Annotated in this window: 17 protein-coding genes; 4 read left to right on the top strand and 13 right to left on the bottom strand. The window is 71.0% G+C overall.

Features of this window, described 5'->3' with window-relative positions; all coding sequences use genetic code 11:
* Positions 1-63 precede the first annotated feature (63 nt).
* The 3 genes from AB0I43_RS37015 to map all read right to left on the bottom strand — a co-directional run bounded on the left by AB0I43_RS37015 (position 64) and on the right by map (position 3153).
* Positions 64-627, bottom strand: coding sequence for an alpha/beta hydrolase (locus AB0I43_RS37015; protein WP_356978944.1), 564 nt, complete (start codon positions 625-627; stop codon positions 64-66).
* Positions 628-737: 110 nt separating this feature from the next.
* A complete protein-coding gene (locus AB0I43_RS37010; RefSeq protein WP_357433564.1) occupies positions 738-2279 on the bottom strand; it encodes a cobyric acid synthase in 1542 nt (513 codons plus the stop codon).
* A gap of 10 nt (positions 2280-2289) precedes the next feature.
* Positions 2290-3153, bottom strand: a complete 864-nt coding sequence (gene map, locus AB0I43_RS37005; RefSeq protein ID WP_357433543.1) for a type I methionyl aminopeptidase — start codon at positions 3151-3153, stop codon at positions 2290-2292.
* A 112-nt stretch (positions 3154-3265) separates the two neighbouring features.
* Here map and AB0I43_RS37000 point away from each other — a divergent pair, with 112 nt between their 5' ends.
* Positions 3266-4276: an LLM class flavin-dependent oxidoreductase gene (locus AB0I43_RS37000; RefSeq protein ID WP_357433541.1), complete on the top strand. Its 1011-nt coding sequence runs from the start codon at positions 3266-3268 to the stop codon at positions 4274-4276.
* On the opposite strand, the gene AB0I43_RS36995 is transcribed toward AB0I43_RS37000, so the two are convergent.
* From AB0I43_RS36995 to AB0I43_RS36960, 8 genes are all read right to left on the bottom strand, one after another.
* Positions 4277-4876: a DUF4126 domain-containing protein gene (locus AB0I43_RS36995; protein WP_356978939.1), complete on the bottom strand. Its 600-nt coding sequence runs from the start codon at positions 4874-4876 to the stop codon at positions 4277-4279. It lies immediately after the preceding gene.
* A 22-nt stretch (positions 4877-4898) separates the two neighbouring features.
* Entirely contained in the window at positions 4899-5741 is an 843-nt protein-coding gene (locus AB0I43_RS36990; RefSeq protein WP_356978938.1) for an EamA family transporter, read from the bottom strand.
* Entirely contained in the window at positions 5738-6535 is a 798-nt protein-coding gene (locus AB0I43_RS36985) for an ABC transporter permease subunit (protein ID WP_356978936.1), read from the bottom strand. The genes AB0I43_RS36990 and AB0I43_RS36985 overlap by 4 nt, the downstream gene beginning before the upstream one ends.
* Before the next feature lie 2 nt (positions 6536-6537).
* Positions 6538-7431: a 2-aminoethylphosphonate ABC transporter permease subunit gene (locus tag AB0I43_RS36980; protein WP_357433539.1), complete on the bottom strand. Its 894-nt coding sequence runs from the start codon at positions 7429-7431 to the stop codon at positions 6538-6540.
* A complete protein-coding gene (locus AB0I43_RS36975) occupies positions 7428-8612 on the bottom strand; it encodes an ABC transporter ATP-binding protein (RefSeq protein WP_356978932.1) in 1185 nt (394 codons plus the stop codon). Before AB0I43_RS36975 ends, AB0I43_RS36980 begins: the two co-directional genes overlap by 4 nt.
* A 28-nt stretch (positions 8613-8640) precedes the next feature.
* Positions 8641-9699, bottom strand: coding sequence for a 2-aminoethylphosphonate ABC transporter substrate-binding protein (locus tag AB0I43_RS36970; protein ID WP_357433537.1), 1059 nt, complete (start codon positions 9697-9699; stop codon positions 8641-8643).
* A 68-nt stretch (positions 9700-9767) separates the two neighbouring features.
* Positions 9768-10457: a phosphonatase-like hydrolase gene (locus AB0I43_RS36965; RefSeq protein WP_357433535.1), complete on the bottom strand. Its 690-nt coding sequence runs from the start codon at positions 10455-10457 to the stop codon at positions 9768-9770.
* An 8-nt stretch (positions 10458-10465) separates the two neighbouring features.
* Positions 10466-11593, bottom strand: a complete 1128-nt coding sequence (locus tag AB0I43_RS36960; protein ID WP_357433533.1) for a TIGR03364 family FAD-dependent oxidoreductase — start codon at positions 11591-11593, stop codon at positions 10466-10468.
* A gap of 136 nt (positions 11594-11729) precedes the next feature.
* On the opposite strand from AB0I43_RS36960, the gene AB0I43_RS36955 reads away from it, so the two are divergent.
* Together AB0I43_RS36955 and AB0I43_RS36950 are read left to right on the top strand one after the other, a co-directional pair.
* Positions 11730-12458, top strand: coding sequence for a GntR family transcriptional regulator (locus AB0I43_RS36955; protein WP_356979104.1), 729 nt, complete (start codon positions 11730-11732; stop codon positions 12456-12458).
* A 147-nt stretch (positions 12459-12605) separates the two neighbouring features.
* On the top strand, positions 12606-15911 hold the full coding sequence (locus AB0I43_RS36950; RefSeq protein WP_357433531.1) for a hypothetical protein: 3306 nt from the start codon (positions 12606-12608) through the stop codon (positions 15909-15911).
* 208 nt (positions 15912-16119) lie between these two features.
* Here the strand turns inward: AB0I43_RS36950 and AB0I43_RS36945 are convergent, their stop codons facing one another.
* Both AB0I43_RS36945 and AB0I43_RS36940 read right to left on the bottom strand, forming a co-directional pair.
* A complete protein-coding gene (locus AB0I43_RS36945) occupies positions 16120-16479 on the bottom strand; it encodes a DUF4254 domain-containing protein (RefSeq protein WP_356979102.1) in 360 nt (119 codons plus the stop codon).
* A gap of 370 nt (positions 16480-16849) precedes the next feature.
* Positions 16850-17638, bottom strand: a complete 789-nt coding sequence (locus tag AB0I43_RS36940) for an NAD(P)H nitroreductase (RefSeq protein WP_356978923.1) — start codon at positions 17636-17638, stop codon at positions 16850-16852.
* Positions 17639-17840: 202 nt separating this feature from the next.
* Here AB0I43_RS36940 and AB0I43_RS36935 point away from each other — a divergent pair, with 202 nt between their 5' ends.
* A complete protein-coding gene (locus tag AB0I43_RS36935; protein WP_357433529.1) occupies positions 17841-18485 on the top strand; it encodes a response regulator transcription factor in 645 nt (214 codons plus the stop codon).
* Positions 18486-18521: the final 36 nt, after the last annotated feature.

Genomic DNA, 18521 nt, shown 5'->3' with positions numbered 1-18521 from the left:
CCATCGAACAATAAAGCGGCGCGGTGTTTTACGCGAACGAGCACGACGAGCGTGCGATGTAGGTCACCAGAGGCTGGTGCGCAGCACGATCTCGGTGGCCAGCTCGTGGTCGGCCTCGGTGGCCACGTTGTCGACGTCGACCTGGACCACCCGGAATTCGCCGTAGATGTAGCGGCCGGAGGTGTCGGCGACACCGCGCGGCAGCCGCTTGGTGGCGACCACCGTCACGGGCAGTTCCATCGGGCGGCAGTCCGGATCGGCGATCTCGCCGTCCGGGCCGGGCACGGCCGGATGCCCGTGGTCGGCGACCACCAGGCTGATGAACCGCCCGAACGTCCCCGCGCACAGCCGCCAGGCCAGCAGCGCGCCCGCGCCGCGCCCGGCGACGTGGGTGTAGGGCACGCCGAGCTCGTCGAGGATCGCGTGGATCGCCGCCGAGTCCAGGCCGTCGACGGATTCCACCGCGATGGTCCGCAGATCGGAATTGTGCAGCCGGGCACACACCTGATCGAAAACGTCCGCCGGGTCACCGGCGTCCGGCAGCAGCAGCACGCTGTGCCGAGACTCCGGGCCGTCGACCCGCACGGTCCATTCCCGGTCCCCCACCGCGATTTGCCGAGATTTCATGCCGTGGAACGCTACACCGCCGATATGAACGTGTCCGCGCGTCGTATCTCACCCGTGCCGGTCACCACACTCCGCCGGCCCCGCTCACCGGGCCGACAGCAGCGACGACACTAGGTCAGCGCACTGCGCACGGTGGGCAGGCCGGTCGGCGCACCCTCGGCGAGCAGTTTCTCCACGGCGGCCAAGTCGAGGTGGTCTTCGATCAGGTCGGCGAGGAGGTCGAGCTGGGCCGTGCGGATCCGGTCGACCGAGGTGTCCGCGGCGGCGCGGAAGCCCGTGCGCCCGGCCGCGGCGGCGATCTCGGTGAGCCAGGCGCGGCGGAAGTCGTCGGATTCGAGCAGGCCGTGCAGGTGCGTGCCCCAGACCGCGCCGCGGACGCTGCCCTCGGGTTCGCCGGCGAGCCGGAGCCAGGCGGGGTCGTCGTTGCGGGTGACGCGACCGTGGTGAATCTCGTAGCCGCGCACCGGAATCGAGGCGGCCCCACCCTCCGAGCTCGCGATGGCGTGCCCGTCGACCTGGCGCAACACCTTGGCCTCGGCGAATTCGACGTCCAGGTCGAGCAGGCCCAGCCCCTCGACCGGACCCGCGCCCGATTCGACCGTGTCCACGATCCGCCTGCCGAGCATCTGATACCCGCCGCAGATGCCGAGCACCGGGCGTCCCGCGGCGGCGCGGGCCCGCAGCGCGTCGCCGATACCGTTGCGGCGCAGCCACTCCAGATCCGACACGGTCGCCTTGCTGCCGGGGACGACGACCAGGTCGGCGTCGGCGAGCCGGGAAGCCTCGCTCACCCAGCGCACCGCGACGCCGGGTTCGCAGGCCAGCGCCTCGATATCGGTGGAATTGGAGATGCGCGGCAGCCGGACCGCGGCCACGGTGAGCCACTCCGAGCCCAGCGGGGGGCGCGGCCGCCCGACCGGCGCGTCGGCCAGGGTGCTCAGCGAATCCTCTGCGTCGATCCACAGCTCCTCGGCATACGGCAGCACGCCGAGGGTGGGCCGCCCGGTGAGCTCGGTGAGCCGGTCCAGCCCCGGCTTCAGCAGCTCGACGTCGCCGCGGAACTTGTTGACGACGAAGCCCGAGATCAGTTGCTGGTCTTCGGGTTCCAGCACCGCCAGGGTGCCGAACAGGTGCGCCAGCACGCCGCCGCGGTCGATGTCGCCGACCACCACGACGGGCAGCCGTGCCGCCCGGGCCAGGCCCATGTTCGCCAGATCGGTGGCCCGCAGGTTGATCTCGGCGGGCGACCCGGCCCCCTCACAGATCACCACGTCGAACTCCGCGCGCAGCGACGCCAGTTCCGCCGCGACGACCTCGCGCAGATCCCGCCGATGCTGGAAGTAATCGCGCGCGCCGACGGTCCCGATCGCCTGGCCGCGCACCACGAGCTGCGAGCGCCGATCGCTGCCGGGTTTCAGCAGCACCGGATTGAAGCGCACGCTCGGCTCCAGCCCGCAGGCCCGGGCCTGCAACGCCTGGGCCCGGCCGATCTCCCCGCCGTCCAGCGTGACCACCGAGTTGTTGGACATGTTCTGCGCCTTGAACGGCGCGACGCGCACCCCGCGCCGTGCCAGCATCCGGCAGAACCCGGCCACCACAACGCTTTTGCCCGCGTCCGAGGTGGTTCCGGCGACCAGCAGCGCGCCCCTCAGCACGCGGCGCTCACGGCAGGGTGAGGATTTCCGCGCCGGTCGCGGTGACCACCAGGGTGTGCTCGAACTGGGCGGTCCACTTGCGGTCCTTGGTGACCACGGTCCAGCCGTCGTCCCAGATGTCGTACTCGATGCCGCCGAGGTTGATCATCGGCTCGATGGTGAAGGTCATGCCCTCTTCGATGATCGAATCGACGGCGGGCTGGTCGTAGTGCAGGATGACCAGGCCGCTGTGGAAGGTGGGGCCGACGCCGTGGCCGGTGAAATCGCGCACCACGCCGTAGCCGAAGCGGTTGGCGTAGGACTCGATGACGCGGCCGATCACGTTCAGCGCACGCCCGGGTCGCACCGCCTTGATGGCCCGCGTGGTGGCCTCCTCGGTGCGCTCGACCAGCAGCCGCACCTCTTCGTCGACATCGCCGGCGAGGTAGGTGCGGTTGGTGTCGCCGTGCACGCCGTCGATGTAGGCGGTGACGTCGATATTGACGATGTCACCGTCCTCGATCACCGTGGAGTCCGGAATGCCGTGGCAGATAACCTCGTTCAGCGAGGTGCAGCAGGATTTCGGGAAGCCCTTGTAGCCCAGCGTGGAGGGGTAGGCCCCGTGGTCGCACATGTACTCGTGCGCGATCCGGTCCAGTTCGTCGGTGGTGACGCCCGGTGCCACGGCCTTACCGGCCTCGGCCAGCGCCTGCGCCGCGATCTTGCCCGCGACCCGCATCTTCTCGATCGTCTCCGGGGTCTGCACCCAGGGTTCGTGGCCCTCGTTCACCGTCTTCTTCCACGCGTATTCGGGCCGCTCGATGGCGCGGGGCACCTCACGAATGGGCGACTGCGTTCCGGGGACGAGGGGTTTGCGGGTGCGAACTGCCATGCCACCAGCCTATCCGGCGCGGGGCCCGCCGCTCCCCTCGGGGAATACATCCGGACCGAGGTCCGTTTCAGCCGTCAGAGAAGCTCCCTCCGCAACAGACAAGGACCCCGCCGTGGAATTGGGAATGACGACATTCGCCGAGGTCATGCCGGTCGGCGACCGGCCCGCACCGAGCGCCGGGCAGCGCCTGCGCGAGGTGGTCGAGGAGGCCGTGGCCACCGAACGGGTCGGCCTGGACGTCTACGGCGTCGGCGAGCATCACCGCCAGGACTTCGCGGCCTCCGCGCCCGCCGTGGTGCTGGCCGCCATCGCCGCGCGCACCGAGCGCATCCAGCTGACCAGCGCCGTCACCGTGCTGAGCTCGGCCGACCCGGTCCGGGCCTACCAGGACTTCGCGACGCTGGACGGCCTGTCCAACGGCCGCGCCGAATTGATGGCCGGACGCGGCTCCTTCACCGAGTCGTTCCCGCTGTTCGGGTACGACCTGTCCGATTACGACGAGCTCTTCGAGGAGAAGCTGGCGCTGCTGCTGCACCTGCGCGAGGAGGGCCCGGTCACCTGGTCCGGCAAGTTCCGGCCGGCGCTGCGCGAGGCGATCGTCTACCCGCGTACCGAGGATCGCCCGCTGCCGGTCTGGATCGCCGTGGGCGGCAGCCCGGAATCCGTGGTCCGGGCCGGCCTGCTCGGCCTGCCGCTGGCCATCGCGATCATCGGCGGCGAGCCCGCCCGGTTCAAGCCGCTGGTGGACCTGTACCACCGGGCGCTGGCCGAGGGTGGTCACGAGCGCCAGCCCGTCGCGGTGCACGCGCACGGCTACATCGCCGAGAGCGACGAGCAGGCGGTGGCCGATTTCTACGAGCCGTACGCGGCGGCCATGAGCCAGATCGGCCGCGAGCGCGGCTGGGGCCCGATGACCCGGCACCAGTTCGACGCGCTGCGCTCGCAGAGCGGTTCGCTGTTCGTCGGCACGCCGGACTACGTCGCGGCGAAGGTCGCCGATATCCGTGACACCCTCGGTCTGGATCGTTTCATGCTGCACACCAGCGTGGGAACGCTCCCGCACGAGAAGGTGATTCGTAATATCGAACTGCTCGGCGAGAAGGTCGCACCCCAGGTGCGCTGACTATCCGGGTCGGACCGCGGTGCGCGATCGCCACCACTGCCGGAATCGCAGCCAGGAGCGCCGGATTCGCTTTCCGAGGAACACCACCAGCAGCACGCCGAGCACCAGCAGGATCGCGGCGATGATCGCGGCGGGCAGCGGATGGAAGACCGCGAGCGTGATCACCCCCGCCACCCCGAGATCCTCGGCGGTGCTGACGATGATGTTGCTGGCCGGCTCCGGCGAGGTGTTGACACCCATCCGGAGCCCGGCCTTGACCAGGTGACTGACCAGCGCGGTGGTGCCGCCGACGGCGGCCGCGGCCAATTGCGGCAGCGAGCCGTCGGATCCGGCGATCAGCGCCGCGACCACCGCGCCCGCCGCCGGGCGGATGACGGTGTGGATGCTGTCCCAGAACGAATCGAAGTACGGGATCTTGTCGGCCACCGCCTCGATCAGGAAGAGCACGGCGGCGGCGATCAGAACATCGGTGCGCTGCAACCCTTCCGGGACGTCGTCGGCCAGGCCGGTGACGCCGAACAGGCCGAACAGCAGCACGACGGCGTAGGCATTGATGCCGCTCGCCCAGCCGGCGGTGAAGATCAACGGGAGCACGGACACCTGTCGATCCTAGTAGCCGTGCTCAGACACTGATCAGAACGATGCCCGCGGCCACGACGATCGAGCAGAGCACCCGGCTGCGGCCGAAGGACTCCTTGAACACCAGCGCCCCGATGCCGGCGGCGAGCACCACGCTGGTCTCGCGCAGCGCCTCGACCTTGGCGGCGGGCGCCAGCGAAAGCGCCACCAGGATCAGCGAATACGACAGCAGCGCGTTCACGCCGCCGAACAGCCCGAGCCGCCAGTTGCGCCGCGCGTAGGTGAGCGCCTCCCGCTTGCGCACCACCAGGGCCAGCGCCGGGATCGGGATGCTCTCGATCAGGAACAGGTACACCAGGTACCCGGCCAAGCTGGTCGCCGCGTGCACCCCGCCCGCGTCGGAGGCGGTGTATCCGGCGATCGCGAGCCCGGCCAGGACGGCGTAACTCACCGGCAGCGCCCGGATCGCGCCCACCTTGTTCGACAGCACCAGGCTGATCACCCCCACCGAGATCAGGCCGACCCCGGTCCACGCGAGCAGCGTCAGCGACTGTCCCAGCGCCACGACGGAGAGCACCGCGACCACCAGCGGCGGCACCCCGCGCATGATCGGGTACATCTGCCCGAAGTCGCCGAGCTGGTAGGCCTTGATCAGGAAAAGCCGGAACGCGGTGTTCAGCACCGTCGAAATCCCCAGGAAGATCCAGGCTTCGGAGTTGGGCGGCGCCACGAACGGCGCCGCCGCCGCGCAGACCACCAGCGCCGTGGCGTCCACCATGCCCATCGAGACGAGCCGGTCCGTCCCGGATTTGACGGCCGCGTTCCAGCAGGCGTGCATGAGCGCGGAGACCAGCGCCAGCACGGTGGCGAGAGCGGCGGCGCTCACCGCAGCGCGGCCCGGCCCCGCAGCCGCCCGAGCAGCACCAGCGATACCAGGGTGACCAGCACCAGCAGACTGGTGCTCGCCGCGGCGGTGAAGATCTCGCCGCGGTCGGTCTGGCCGAAGATGGTGACCGGCAGGGTGCGCCAGGTCGCCGGATAGACCATGATGGTCGCGCCCAGCTCACCCATGGACAGCGCGATCGACAGGCCGGCCGCCGCACCGAGGGCGGGCAGCAGTAGCGGCAGCGTCACCTGGCAGAGCACCCGGATCGGCCCCGCGCCCAGGGATTCCGCGGCCTGCCGGTAGCCGGGGTCGAGGCGGTCCAGCGCGGCGCCGACAGCGCTGAACGCGTACGCCAGGACCAGCACCGTATGCGCCAGGACCACAATCCATTTGGTGCCGCCGAGCAGCAGCGGCCGCTCGTTGAACGCGATCAGCACGCCGAGGCCGATGGCGACCGAGGGCACCGCGACCGGCAGGTGGAACACCGCGTCGGTGAGCCGCCGGCACCAGCCGGGCGCCTCGCGCGCGGCCAGCGCCGCCCAGGTGCCCAGGACCAGCGCCAGCGCACCGGACAGCAGCGCGGTCTGCAGGCTGACCGACAGGCTGGCCGCGTCGTCGCCGGACAGCGCCTGGCCGAAGTTGGCGAAGCCGAGATCGGAGGGCAGCGGGCCGGTCCAGCTGCCGGCCAGCGCCGCCGCGACGACGGTGGCGATCGGCGCCAGGAACACGATCGTCAGCACCAGCCCGAAGACGGTGAGCACCACGGCTTTCCCGGTGCGGGTCCACACCAGCATGGTCAGTGTCCTTTCCGGGCGGTGAAGCGCGCGAAGACGATCCGATAGGCCGCGTACAGCGTGAGCGAGAGCGCGACCTGCACGGTGGCCAGCACCGCCGCGCCCGGCAGGTCGAAGGTGACGATGCCGCGGGTGTAGATCATCGCGGGCAGCGTCAGCACGCCCTTGGCGCCGGTGAACAGCACGATGCCGAACTCGTTGAGCGTCAGCAGCAGCACCAGGCTCCCGCCGGCCGCCAGGGCGGGCCAGGCCTCGGGCAGCACCACCTGCCGCAGCACCCGCCACGGCGACGCGCCGAGACTGGCCGCGACATCGAGCTGTTCGCGCGGCAACTGGGCGAACGCGGCCAGCAGCGGCCGCACCACGAACGGGGTGAAGAAGGTGACCTCCGCCGCGATGACGCCCCACGGGGTGGTGAGGAAATCCAGCAGCGGGGTCTGGCGTCCGGTCAGCTCGGTGATCAGCGCGTTCACCGCGCCGGCCGTGCCGTAGAGAAAGGTGAAGGCCAGCGTCACCAGGAACGAGGGCAGGGTCAGGACGGTATCGATCAGCCGCCCCACCACCGCGGAGCCGCGGAACGGCACGAACGCCAGCACCACGGCCAGGAAGGTGCCGAGCACCAGGCAGCCGGCCGTCGAGGCGACCGCGATGGAGATGGTGCGCCACAACGCGTTCCGGAACGCGTCGGAGGACAGCACGCCGGTCCAGACCGAGGTGCCGCGCCCGGTCGGCGTCACGGTCGACTCGGCGAGGACCCGCGTGATCGGGTAGACCGCGATGGCGAGGACGATCAGCACCGGCGGCAGCGTCCACAGCACCGGCCGCCAGCGGCGGCGCACCGGCGGGGGCGCGCCGTCGGCCGCGGGCACGGGGGCCGGCAGGACAGCGGTGCTCATGCGCGCGACTCCGCCGCCGGGCCGATCTCGGTGGGTATCAGCACGCCCGCCGGATCCGGGAAGCGCACGCCCACCACCGAATCCAGTTCGGCGGCGAGGTGGCCCGGCACGTCGGCGGTCAGCTCGTCCGGCAGGCCGTCGACCGCGAGCGTCAGGCGCGTCGACGCCCCGCGCCACACGCTGGCGCGCACCGTGGCACGCAGCGCGTCCCGGTCCGTGGTCGCCCCGACGGACAGCGTGTGCGGCCGGACGCAGAGCAGAGCGGGCGCGTCCGGAGCCCAATCGGCCTTGCCCACACCCGGTTTCGGCGCCCTGGCGCGCAGGGTGTGCCGCCCGGCGGTGACCAGCGCGGCCTCGCCGGAGAGGTGATTGACGGTGCAGGACACCAGGTTCGCGCCGCCGAGGAAGGCGGCGGTGAAATCGCTGGGCGGGCGCTGCCACAGATTCTCGGCGGTGTCCACGTCGACCAGCCGCGCGTCCCGCATCACCGCGATGCGGTCGGCCAGCGCCAGCGCCTCGGACTGATCGTGGGTCACATACAGCATCGCCGTGTCCGGCAACGCCTTTCGCAGCTGCTGCAACTCGCCCAGCATGCTCTGGCGCAGCTGGGCGTCCAGCGCCGCGAGCGGCTCGTCCAGCAGCAGCACCCGGGGGCGGATGGCCAGGGCCCGGGCGATCGCGACGCGCTGCTGCTGACCGCCGGAGAGCTCGCGGGGCAGCCGGCCGGCGTAGGAGTCCATGCCGACCATAGCCAGCGCCTCCCGCACCCGCGCGTCGATCTCCCGGCGCGGCACCCGGTGCGACTTCAGCCCGAAGGCGACATTGCCGCGCACGGTCATGTGCGGGAACAGCGCGTAGGACTGCACGACGACGCCGATCCCGCGCTTGGCGGGCGAGAGATCGGTGACGTCGCGGCCGGCCAGCCGGACCGCGCCCGAGCTCGGCCGGACGAACCCGGCCAGGGCTTTGAGCGCGGTCGACTTGCCGGAACCGCTCGGACCGAGCAGGGCGACCGTCTCACCGGCGGCGACGCGCAGGGTGAAATCGGCCAGGGCGAGGGTGGACTTGCGGCCCGAGCCGTAGCGCACCCCGACCCGGTCGAACACGATCGCGGGCTCGACCACCGCGGACGCGCGCGTCCCGGTCGCTGTGGAGTGCGTCAACGCGTCACCGGCGTTCATGAGATCGGTCTCCTTCTGCTCGGAAAACTCAGCTGCCCGTGGCCTTCTGGTAGGCCGCGAGGTCCGCGTCGAGCTCGGTGAGCACCTTGGACCAGTCCGGATGCACCACCTCGACGCCCTTGATCAGCGACGCCGGCGTCGGGCCGGTGCCGGTGGGAACGACCTCCGCGAGGTCCTTGCGCGCCGAGACCGCGAAGGCGTCGGGGCCGAGCGTGGCCTGCACGTCCTTGCTGAGCAGGTACTCCATCAGCTTCTTGGCGGACTCGGCGTGCGGGGCGCCCTTGGCCAGACCCATGAAGTAGGGCAGCGACACGGTGTGCTTCTTGCCGTCGGCGGAGGCCGGGAAGAAGATGCCGAACTTGGAGCCCTTGGACTTGATCGACTCCATGTTCATCTGCACGTCGCCGTTGGCGATGAGCAGCTCGCCCTTGTCGACCTTGGGCTGCAGCTTGCCGGTCGAGGAGGACGGACCGACATTGTTGGCCTGCAACGCCTTCAGGTACTCCAGCGCGCCGTCCTTGCCGCGCAGCGCCTGCAGCAGGATCAGCACGGCGGTGCCGTCACCGGCCTGGCCGGGGGTCGAATACTGCAGCTTGCCCTTGTATTCCGGCTTCAGCAGGTCGTCCCAGGTCAGCGCGGAGCTGTCGACCGCGGAGTTGGCGATGAAGTTGAGATAGTTGCCCGCCAGGCTGACGTACTTGCCCTTCGGGTCCTTCTCCGAGTCGGCGATGGCGGAGGTGTCGACCCCGATCGGCTGCAGCAGTCCGGCGGCGTCGGCCTTCTGGATGAACGGCGGCAGCGTCACCACGACATCGGCCTGCGGGTTGGACTGTTCCTTCTCCACCCGGTTGACCACCTCGCCGGAGCCCGCCGCCACGACGTTCACCGCGATTCCGGTCTGGGCCTCGAACTTCTCGAATTGGGTCTTGTACCAGCCGTCGAGTCCGTCGGCGGAGTAGACGGTCACGGTCTGCTCGCCGCCGGAGCTGGAGCCGGTGCCGCCGCAGGCGGCGGTCAGCGAGACGGCGGAGACGGCGGCCAGGGCCAGGGCGGCCTTGCCGAGCAGGCGCGTTGTGGAAGTACGCACGGTTGAACAACTTTCGCTTCGGGGAGGTGGAGATATTCCGTCGTCCCGGCGACCGCCGGGATCCAGGTTCAGGTGGTTTCGCCCAGCACCAGGCCGGCGAATTCGGCGACCGAGGCCACCACGTGGGTGGCGCCGGCCGCGCGCAGCTGCTCGGCGTCGTGCGCGCCGGTCAGCGTGCCCGCGACGATCCGCGCGCCGGCCGCCAGGCCGGTCGCGATGTCGCTGGTGGTGTCGCCCAGCACTGCGACGCGGTCGACGGCGTCGGCCTCGAGTCGCAGCAGCGCGGTGAGCACCAGGTCGGGGTAGGGCCGGCCGCGCCCGGCCTCGGCGGGCGCCAGGGTGAGATCGGCGATGTCGTTCCAGCCCAGCGCGTTCAGCAGCCGATCCTGGGTGCCCCGGCTGAACCCGGTGGTCAGCGCGATCTTGACCCCGGCCGCGCGCAGCTTCTCGAAGGTTTCGACGGCGCCGGGGATCGCGGTGACCCCGACCTCGTCGATCAGCGCGTCGTAGGCGTGCTCGAAGGCCGCGTTGGCGCGCTGGGCGGTGTCCTCGTCTCCGAAGAGCGCACGGAACACCACGATCTTCGACTGCCCCATGGTGTCGAGCACGTACTGGCGGGCGTGCTCGCGCCGCGGGCCCGCGGCGTCCAGGCCGGCCGCGGTCGCGGCGGCGTCGAAGGCCCGCACCACCAGGCCGCCGTCGGCGACGGTGGTTCCGGCCATATCGAAGACGGCGAGCTGAATATCGTTGTCCGGCACGGCTTTCCTCACAGGTTCAGTAGGTCGGCGGTCTGTTCGCCGAGGACGGGTCCGAGGGTCATGCCGCGCCCGCCGGGGCCGGTGATCACCCAGACCCGCTCGCTCGCCCGCGCCCGGGTGACGATCGCGGCGGGATCCACCGACTGGCTGTACACCCCGGCCCAGCGCCGGACGACCGGCGGGAGTTTGCGTCCCAGCAGTTCCTCGGCGACCTGGGTGAGGTGTTCGTAGGGCGCCTCGTCGACGTCGAAGGCGAACGGTTCGGTGTATTCGTGGGTGTCGCCGATGGTGAGCCCGCCGTGCAGCCGCTGCACGCACAGCAGCTGCATCTTGTGCTCGGCGGCGGTGGCGGACTGGGACTGCTCGGCGTTGAGCGCGTCCACCTCCGGGCCGGCGAAGCCCGGGTAGTAGCGGAAGCTGTCGCCGTCGGCGACGGCGGTGGTCAGCGGTTCGCCCAGCGGCGCGGTCTGCATCATCTGCAGGCGCACCCGGCGCACCGGGATCGTGCCGACGAGTTCGCGGGTCAGGCCGGCGTGCGCGGCGCCGGGGCAGTCCAGCACCAGGTCGGCCTCGAAGCGGCGGCCCTGGTCGTCGAGAACCGTTGCGCCGGAGCCGTTGTCGGTGACCGCGCGGGCTTCGGTGCCGGCGTGGAAGGTGTAGCGGCCGGTGGCGGTCATATACGCGCGCAGCGCGGGTAGCGCCTGCCGCGACTCCACTGCCGCGTCGGTCGAACAGTGCAGTCCGGCCAGGAATTTGCCGCGCAGCGCCGGGTTCAGCGCGCGCACGCGCTCGGGATCGAGCAGTTCGAAACCGCGATCCGCCGCACTCGGTCCCGCCGCGGCCGCTTCGGCGACAGCCAGCTCCTCCGGGGTGCGCACCAGCGTCAGGGATCCGGCCGCCCGGAAGCCGACGCCGGGCACCTTGCCGCCGATCTCCTCCCACAGCTCCCGCGAGCGCAGGGTCAGCTCGAGTTCGGTGGCCGAGCGCCCGGACACCCAGACCAGGCCGAAGTTGCGCACGGTGGCGCCGCGCGCCTCGGGTTCGCGCTCCAGCTGGACGACCTCGTGGCCGCGGCCGATCGCGGCCAGGGCGTGGGCGGTGCCGAGGATTCCACCTCCGATGATGACCAATCGCATGAACACCATGGTGATCAATGGTCTAGACCAACGGGTGTTTCCCACGAGAACGCCAGGTTAACAATTGGTATAGACCAATACCGGGTAGGCTGGCGGCATGGAAGCAACGGAGGTCACCGGTCCCGCGTCGGCCGAAATGCCCGGCGGGAGTACGGGTTCGGCGCCGCGCGGGCGGCAGTTGAAGTCCTACGTGGTGCGCACCGAGCTGGAGCGGATGCTCACCGAACTCGAAGCGGGCGACCCGGTCCCCTCTGAGCGGGATCTGGCCGTGCGCTTCGAGGTGGCGCGGGAAACCGTCCGCCAAGCCCTGCGCGACCTGCTGGTCGAGGGCCGGATCCAGCGCCAGGGCCGCGGCACGGTGGTGTCCCAGCCGAAGATGGTGCAGCCGCTGTCGCTGCGCTCCTACACCGAGGGCGCGATCAGCCTGGGCCGGGTCCCGGGCCGCATCGTGGTCGGCTTCGACGACATTCCCGCCGACGGCGACACCGCCGCGGCCCTCGGCCTCGAACCCGGCACCCCGGTCATGCATCTGGAGCGCGTCCTGCTCGCCGACGGCGAACGCATCGGCTTGGAAAGCACCTACCTCCCGCGCGAGCGCTTCGCCGGACTGCGCGCCGACTACGACCCCACCACCTCGCTCTACGCGGCCGTGCGCGCCACCGGCGTGGTCTACACCAACGCCACCGAGCGCATCGAGACCGTGCTGGCCTCGCCGCGCGAAGCGGCGCTGCTCGAATGCAGCACCGCCCTGCCCCTGCTGCTGCTGCACCGGCGCAGCCTCGATCAGGACGGCGCGCCCATCGAGCGCGTGCGCGCCCTCTACCGGGGCGATCGGATCGCCTTCGAGGCCCAGCTCAGCAGCTAGGCGGCGCGCGAAAAGCCGGTGCGCCCGCCGAGCGGATCGCCTAGCATCCCAAGGGCGTTCGAGGCCGCCGGATCCGGTGGGGGTGCGGGATCCCGCGGCCGAGCCCTCGGATGCGCGCCCGGCGACGACGAAGGGGGTTGCGGCGCGATGGCGTCCACTGCGACCAAGCTGCTCAGGGAGATCGAAGGGCTGTCCGCGCCCGGCCGCCGCGCGGCGGTCGCGGCCTGCGCGCTGCGGCTGCGCGGCACCGGCGAGCTCACGGGACTGCTCACCGAGCTGCGCGAGCGCGGCCATTACGAACAGGCGCTCGCGATCCACCTGGCCGTGGTCGCGGGCGAACGAGACTTCCTGCTGCACCAGTTGGACGCGCCGGCGCCGGAACTGTCCGCCCGCGCGATCAACGCGCTGGTGCGCTCCCGGATCGACCTCGACAGCCTGCGCGAGCGGCTGCCGCGCATGTCGCATCGCACCCGCCGCGCGATGTATCGCGCGCTGGCCCGCACCGGCCGCGATTACGCCGCCGACCCGCTGCTGCACGACATCCGGCGGCTCTTCGGCGACGCCGAGGCGGCGCGCGTCCTGCCCTACTGCTCCGCGGCGGTGGTCGCCGAGTATTTGCCCGAGCTGGACTACGCCGTCCCGGACTGGCCCGCGCTGGGCCGCAGGCACCTCGAGGTCGTTCTGGACTACACCGAGGCTCGTGCGGCCACCGCCCGCGCGCCCGAGTGGGGCGAACTGTGGGCGCGGGCCGGCGCATGCGCGCGGACCGCGGCGCAGCACCACCCCGGCCGCCTGCTCGCGCTCGCGGCGCGCGCCATCCGGTACACCCAGGTCGGGCAGCTGCAGCCGGTGGCGGGGTGGCTGGCGCGCGGCGATCTGGACGCCGTCGTCGCCCTGATCCTGCACCCGTCCGGCAACGGCACGCACCTCACGGGAAAGGCGCTGTGGACGGCGCTGCGCGAGCTGCCGGACGACCGGCTGATCGCGCTCTGCGCTGTCTACCCCCATTACCACCAGGCGGCCTTCCTGCGCGCCCTCGCACCGTCCCGGCGCGCGGTGGTCGTGCGTGCCGTGTTCGCCGGTCCCGGCGTGCAACCCGGCGCGTTCGACGCGACCCTGCTGGACCTGCTGCCCCGGCACGACCGCGCCGACCTGGCCCGCGACCTGCTCGCCCGGCCCGGCGGCTCCGAGGTGCGCGCGGTGCGCGAACGCCTCACCGCCCGCTTGCCCTGGGACACCGCCCATCCCGTGCTGACCGAGGCGATCCGCCGGCCCACCGCCGACGAGCGCGCCACCGCCTACCCGCTGCTGATCACGGCCGCTTTCGGCAGCCGCGAGCACGAGGTGCTCGGCACCCTGCTGGAATTGCTGCGCCGGTTGCGCAACGAACAGGACCCGGTGCGCGCCCGGGCTTTCGAGGCGCTCACCGCGCTGCCGCCCACCCTGCTGCGGCCGGCGCACCTGCCGCTGCTGGAACAGCTGTGCGCGGAGGCGCTGCAAGCCCGGGACTGTTCGCACGCCACCACCTACGCCGTGGCCAGGATGGCGCGGCTGCTGATCGTGCGCGCGGCCGCGCACGACACCGAAGCCTGCACCGGCACCGCGCTGCGCCTGCTGGAAATGCTTGCCGCGCACAGCACCCGGGTGCCGCTCGATCGGCTGCACGTGAACCTGCCGCGCGCGGCCGAGCAGCGCCTGTTCGAGGCGCTGCGCCGCCGCCTGTCCGACGACGCCGCACGCGACGACTGGACGCTCACCCTCGATCTGGCCTCGGGCCTGGGCAAGCGGGCCTGGAACGTGCCGGAGTTGCAGCGACTGGTGCTGCGCGCGTGCGGCGCCAGCAGCGACGCCGTGGTGCGCCAGGCCGTCGGGCTCGCGCTGGACAATCCCCGCACCCGCGACGAGCACCTGCTCGCGGTGCTGAAGCGGGATCGCTCGGTGGTCACGCTGTATCCGGTGCAGCGCCTCATCGGCGCACGCCGGACGGATCTGCTCGAGTCGGTGCTCGGCGCCTCCACGCCGGGCCGATTCCTGCCCGGGAAGGTGCGTTTCGTCCCGAGCTTCTCGGCGGATTTCAGCGGGTGGACAGCCCGTCAGCTCGACCAGTACGCGCGCTTGCTGGCGGCGCAGGTCGACCAGCGCAAGTCCGCGACCTGGGAAAAGAACTGGGCGGTAAGGCAATTGGGCCGGCTGCCCAATTCCTTCGACCGCCTGGTGGGCTATCTCGGACATGCCGAACTGTCGGTGGCCGAGGCCGCCCTGACCGCACTCGGGCGCAGCGCCGAACCCGAGCGCGCCTTGACCGTGCTCGCCGGGTATGTCGACTCCGATCGCGCCCGGGTGGCGGTGAGCAGCATCGCCACCTGCGCGAAAGGCATTGCGCCCGAGCGGCTCACGGCGGCGGCGACGCCGCTGCTGAACTCACCCAAGATCACCGCGAACAAGGAGGGCACGCGGCTGCTCGCCGAACTGCACGCCCCCGAGGCGATGGCCGTGATCCAGGAGGTCTGGCAGCGGCCGGGCGGGCACCGGGATGTACGCCGCGCGGCGGTGTTCGCGTGCCAGTTCCTGCTGGACCGGCCCGCGGCCTGGTCGATTCTGGCCGAAGCCGCCGCCGATCCGGCGGTGGCGGGTCAGGCCTTGCAGTTCGAACCCCGGCAGCTGCCGGTCGAGCACCGGCGCCGGCTCGCGGGACTGATCATGGAAATGGCTTCGAGCAGCGAGGCGCAGCTCGCGGCCGAGGCACTCGCGGCGCTGCCTCGCTGGAGCCGGTGGAGTCCGCCGGATCTGGCGGACACGCTGGTGCACCGGGTCTGCGATCTCGGAGAAGTGGGCGTCTGGCGCGCGGCCGCGCAGGCGCTGATCGGCTTCGCCGCCGCTGCCGAGGATCCCGCGCCGCTGCGGACCGTGGCCCGGCGACTGCTGGCCGCGGCACAGGTCGAGCTGCCCGAACGCGATCTGCCCGCGCGGCAACGCTTGTCCGCGTTGGCCACGCAACTGGGTACGGCGGCGCGCTGGTCGGAGGCGAGTCGCGCCGCGGCGATCGCACTGGCCGCCGAGCTGGGCGGGGCCGCGCTGTGGCGGGAGCAGGCCATCGATCTGTATTTGTCCGGGATTTGCTGGGACACAGCGGAATCCGTCCTCGATCCACTGCTGGCGGCCGCCGAGCTCGCCGAGGGCGTGCTGGTCGGCCATCCGGCCACCCGGCTGGCGGAGGCCCTGCACCCGGGGACCCTCCGGAGCACGGACCCGGCCACGCTGCTCACCATTGCCCGGACCCTGACCGCCGGTACCGACCTGGCGACCGCGTCGGCGGCGGTGACGATGGTGGCCCGATGCGGTGATCATTTCGGTTGGACATCGGCCTGGGCGGAATTGCTACAACAATTGCGCACCCATAACAAGATCGATATTCAGGCCGCCGCTTCGGCGAAATTCATGATTGCCGAATAAATACCGGGAACAGCGGCGGGCGTGCCGCGCCAGTCGACCACGCGGCACGCCGGGCGGGGCGCCCCGTTGCGCCCGCCGTCATTGCCGGTGGCGTTCGCATCTTGACGGAAACACTGGCCGGATGAATCCGCCGGAGCCGCCACCTTTTTCGGCAGTGACGCTGTTGGAGCAGTGTCACCGCCGGGGCGAAATCTCTGCCGTCGCCTTGTCACTGTTCCGGCAACCGACGCCGCCCACCGGCCACATCGGTTACCAGATCAGTGTAGCCGTCGACGAGTTCGGCCAGGTGATACCAGTGTTTATGGGTATTGTCGCTGCGCGGGCCGGAGGCGTCGATGGCCTGGTTGGCATCCACCCAGCTGCGCGCCATGCGATCGACCACCGCGCCCAGGCTCTCGGTGTGCAGCGACGCGCCGTTGCGATGCTGCGGGATCTCCGCCGTCACCCAGTCGTTGATGTCGTCGATGAGTTCGCCTCGGCGGCAGTCTATTTCGGCGACCAGAAACGCGTCCTGCACTTGGCCGCGACGCGCGTGCAGTTCCGCGAGCGCGTGCGCGGAACGCAGCAGCTCGCGATCCAGGAAACGTTTGCCCTGGAATGCACACAGCAATTGTGGCGCCGTGGGAAGTGCCCCCACCGTGGGGGCGCTCATGACGTCACCTGAAAAACACCCGACACCAAGACTCTGTCTACCAACATGATTGGCTCTCGATTCGGTTTATTCCCGCACATCGGATAGGTAGCTGACTACTACGCTAGCCGAATCATGCTCTTACCGTTGCAAGAACGCAAGAGTGCGTCTTCAATCCTGCATGTCAAGTGTTCTTACATCTGTACACACAGTATCGCGCACAGTGCGACGACACCCCCGAGATGCTCAGAGATAGCTCTTGGCATTATGTCGTGTCATGAATTATGCGGTACCCCAACCGCTCCGGCTACGCGGGCCGCGGCAATTGCGCGAGGGGAATCGGCGGCCACCCGACCCGGACGACAGCCTGCGGAAACGTCAGATCGTGCAGGACCGCGGCGCGAATATCGGCCCGCCGCACCGCGTCCTCGAGCGCGTCACCGAGCAGGCAGGAAGCCAGGCCGACAGTGGTGGAGGTCAGCACCATCGCGCTGAGCGCCTCCCCCGCGTCCAGCCAGGCCGCGCGATCGTCCGCCGCGGTGCTCACGACCAGGAACTCGGCCCCGTCCGGCGAGCCGGTCTCGCTCCCGGCCACGACATCGGTCGCCGCGAGCAACTGGTCACGCGGGCCGCCGGTGGCCTCGTGCACCGCGCCGCCGAGACGCACCACACGCTCGGAGACCAGAGTCCGGAACCCGTGCGGCACCGGGCATTGGCCGTAGTGCCGATGGTCGCTCTGCCGGCTGGTGATCGCGGCGGAGAGGTCGGAGTCGAGCGCGGTGGGCCGGTGCCGCAACAGCTCGACCGTCGCCAGGTGGTTCGGATCGGCGACCCGTGGCGCGCGGCGCACCCGCGCCACCCAGCCGAGCGCGGCCGCGGCGATCCGCAGATGATGCAGGGCGGCACCGCAACTCAGGATCAGCCCGCGCTGCTCGACTTCGGTGGCGGCCTCGGCCTGGTCCGCGTCCAAGCTCAGATCCAGGGAACGCGCGTGCACGCGCCACCGCCACGGCCGGCCCGCGCGCATGGTGGGGGCTCGCACGACCAGCCCCAGCGCGGTCGCGAGCGTGGCGCCTTCCGGAAGCGCGCAGTCCATGGCTCTACGGTGCCAGGCCGGGACGGCGGCGGTAAGGGTCCTCGGGCCCCCGCGGCCGGGACTTCGGTCAGCGGACCAGGTGCCCGGGGGACCGATTATCGCGCCGCCCAGCGGGAAAACCCGACCTCGATCGGCCCGCGAATTCCACTCCTACCAGCCGATTCTCGTCGTAGCCTAAAGGCATCTCCCAGAGGAGTTTCCGGTGATCACTGTCTTTCTGGTCGACGACCACCACATCGTGCGCCGCGGTGTGGCGGAGTTGCTCGGCGCCGAGCCCGATCTCGAGGTGATCGGCGAAGCCGGCACCGTGGCCCAGGCGCTGGCCCGGATCCCGGCGAGCCGGCCCGACGTGGTCGTGCTCGACGTGCGACTACCCGACGGCAACGGCATCGAGCTGTGCCGCGAGCTGCTCGACCACGTCCCCGGGCTGCGCTGCCTGATCCTGACCTCGTTCACCGACGAGCAGGCCATGCTCGACGCCATCCTGGCCGGAGCCCGCGGCTACGTGGTCAAGGACATCGGCACGCTGGAACTGGTGGACGCGATCCGCGCCGTCGGCGCGGGCGAGTCCCTGCTGGACAATCGGGCCGCCGCCGCGCTGATGTCGAAGCTGCGCCAGCAGTCCGAGGGCGAGAGCGGTCCGCTGGCCACGCTGTCCGAGCAGGAGCGCGTGCTGCTCGACCTGCTCGGCGAGGGGCTGACCAACCGGCAGATCTCGGCCCGCATGTTCCTGGCGGAGAAGACTGTCAAGAACTACGTCTCGCGCCTGCTCACCAAGCTCGGCGTCGAACGCCGCACGCAGGCGGCGGTTCTGGCGTCCAAGCTGAACAATCCGATCCACGACTGACCGGCACAGGGGGCCGACATCTCCAGCGCACGTGGG

It is taken from the genome of Nocardia sp. NPDC050435 (assembly GCF_040655395.1).
Taxonomy (GTDB): Bacteria; Actinomycetota; Actinomycetes; order Mycobacteriales; family Mycobacteriaceae; genus Nocardia.
The sequence above is the reverse complement of the archived record's forward strand: the minus strand, read 5'-3'. Positions and strand labels throughout refer to the sequence as shown.

Coding starts and splice junctions, on each gene's coding strand:
- AB0I43_RS37015 (WP_356978944.1), bottom strand. CDS start 627: ATGAAATCTCGGCAAATCGCGGTGGGGGACCGGGAATGGACCGTGCGG.
- map (WP_357433543.1), bottom strand. CDS start 3,153: ATGGCAGTTCGCACCCGCAAACCCCTCGTCCCCGGAACGCAGTCGCCC.
- AB0I43_RS36985 (WP_356978936.1), bottom strand. CDS start 6,535: ATGCTGGTGTGGACCCGCACCGGGAAAGCCGTGGTGCTCACCGTCTTC.
- AB0I43_RS36980 (WP_357433539.1), bottom strand. CDS start 7,431: ATGAGCACCGCTGTCCTGCCGGCCCCCGTGCCCGCGGCCGACGGCGCG.
- AB0I43_RS36975 (WP_356978932.1), bottom strand. CDS start 8,612: ATGAACGCCGGTGACGCGTTGACGCACTCCACAGCGACCGGGACGCGC.
- AB0I43_RS36960 (WP_357433533.1), bottom strand. CDS start 11,593: ATGCGATTGGTCATCATCGGAGGTGGAATCCTCGGCACCGCCCACGCC.
- AB0I43_RS36955 (WP_356979104.1), top strand. CDS start 11,730: ATGCCCGGCGGGAGTACGGGTTCGGCGCCGCGCGGGCGGCAGTTGAAG.
- AB0I43_RS36950 (WP_357433531.1), top strand. CDS start 12,606: ATGGCGTCCACTGCGACCAAGCTGCTCAGGGAGATCGAAGGGCTGTCC.
- AB0I43_RS36940 (WP_356978923.1), bottom strand. CDS start 17,638: ATGGACTGCGCGCTTCCGGAAGGCGCCACGCTCGCGACCGCGCTGGGG.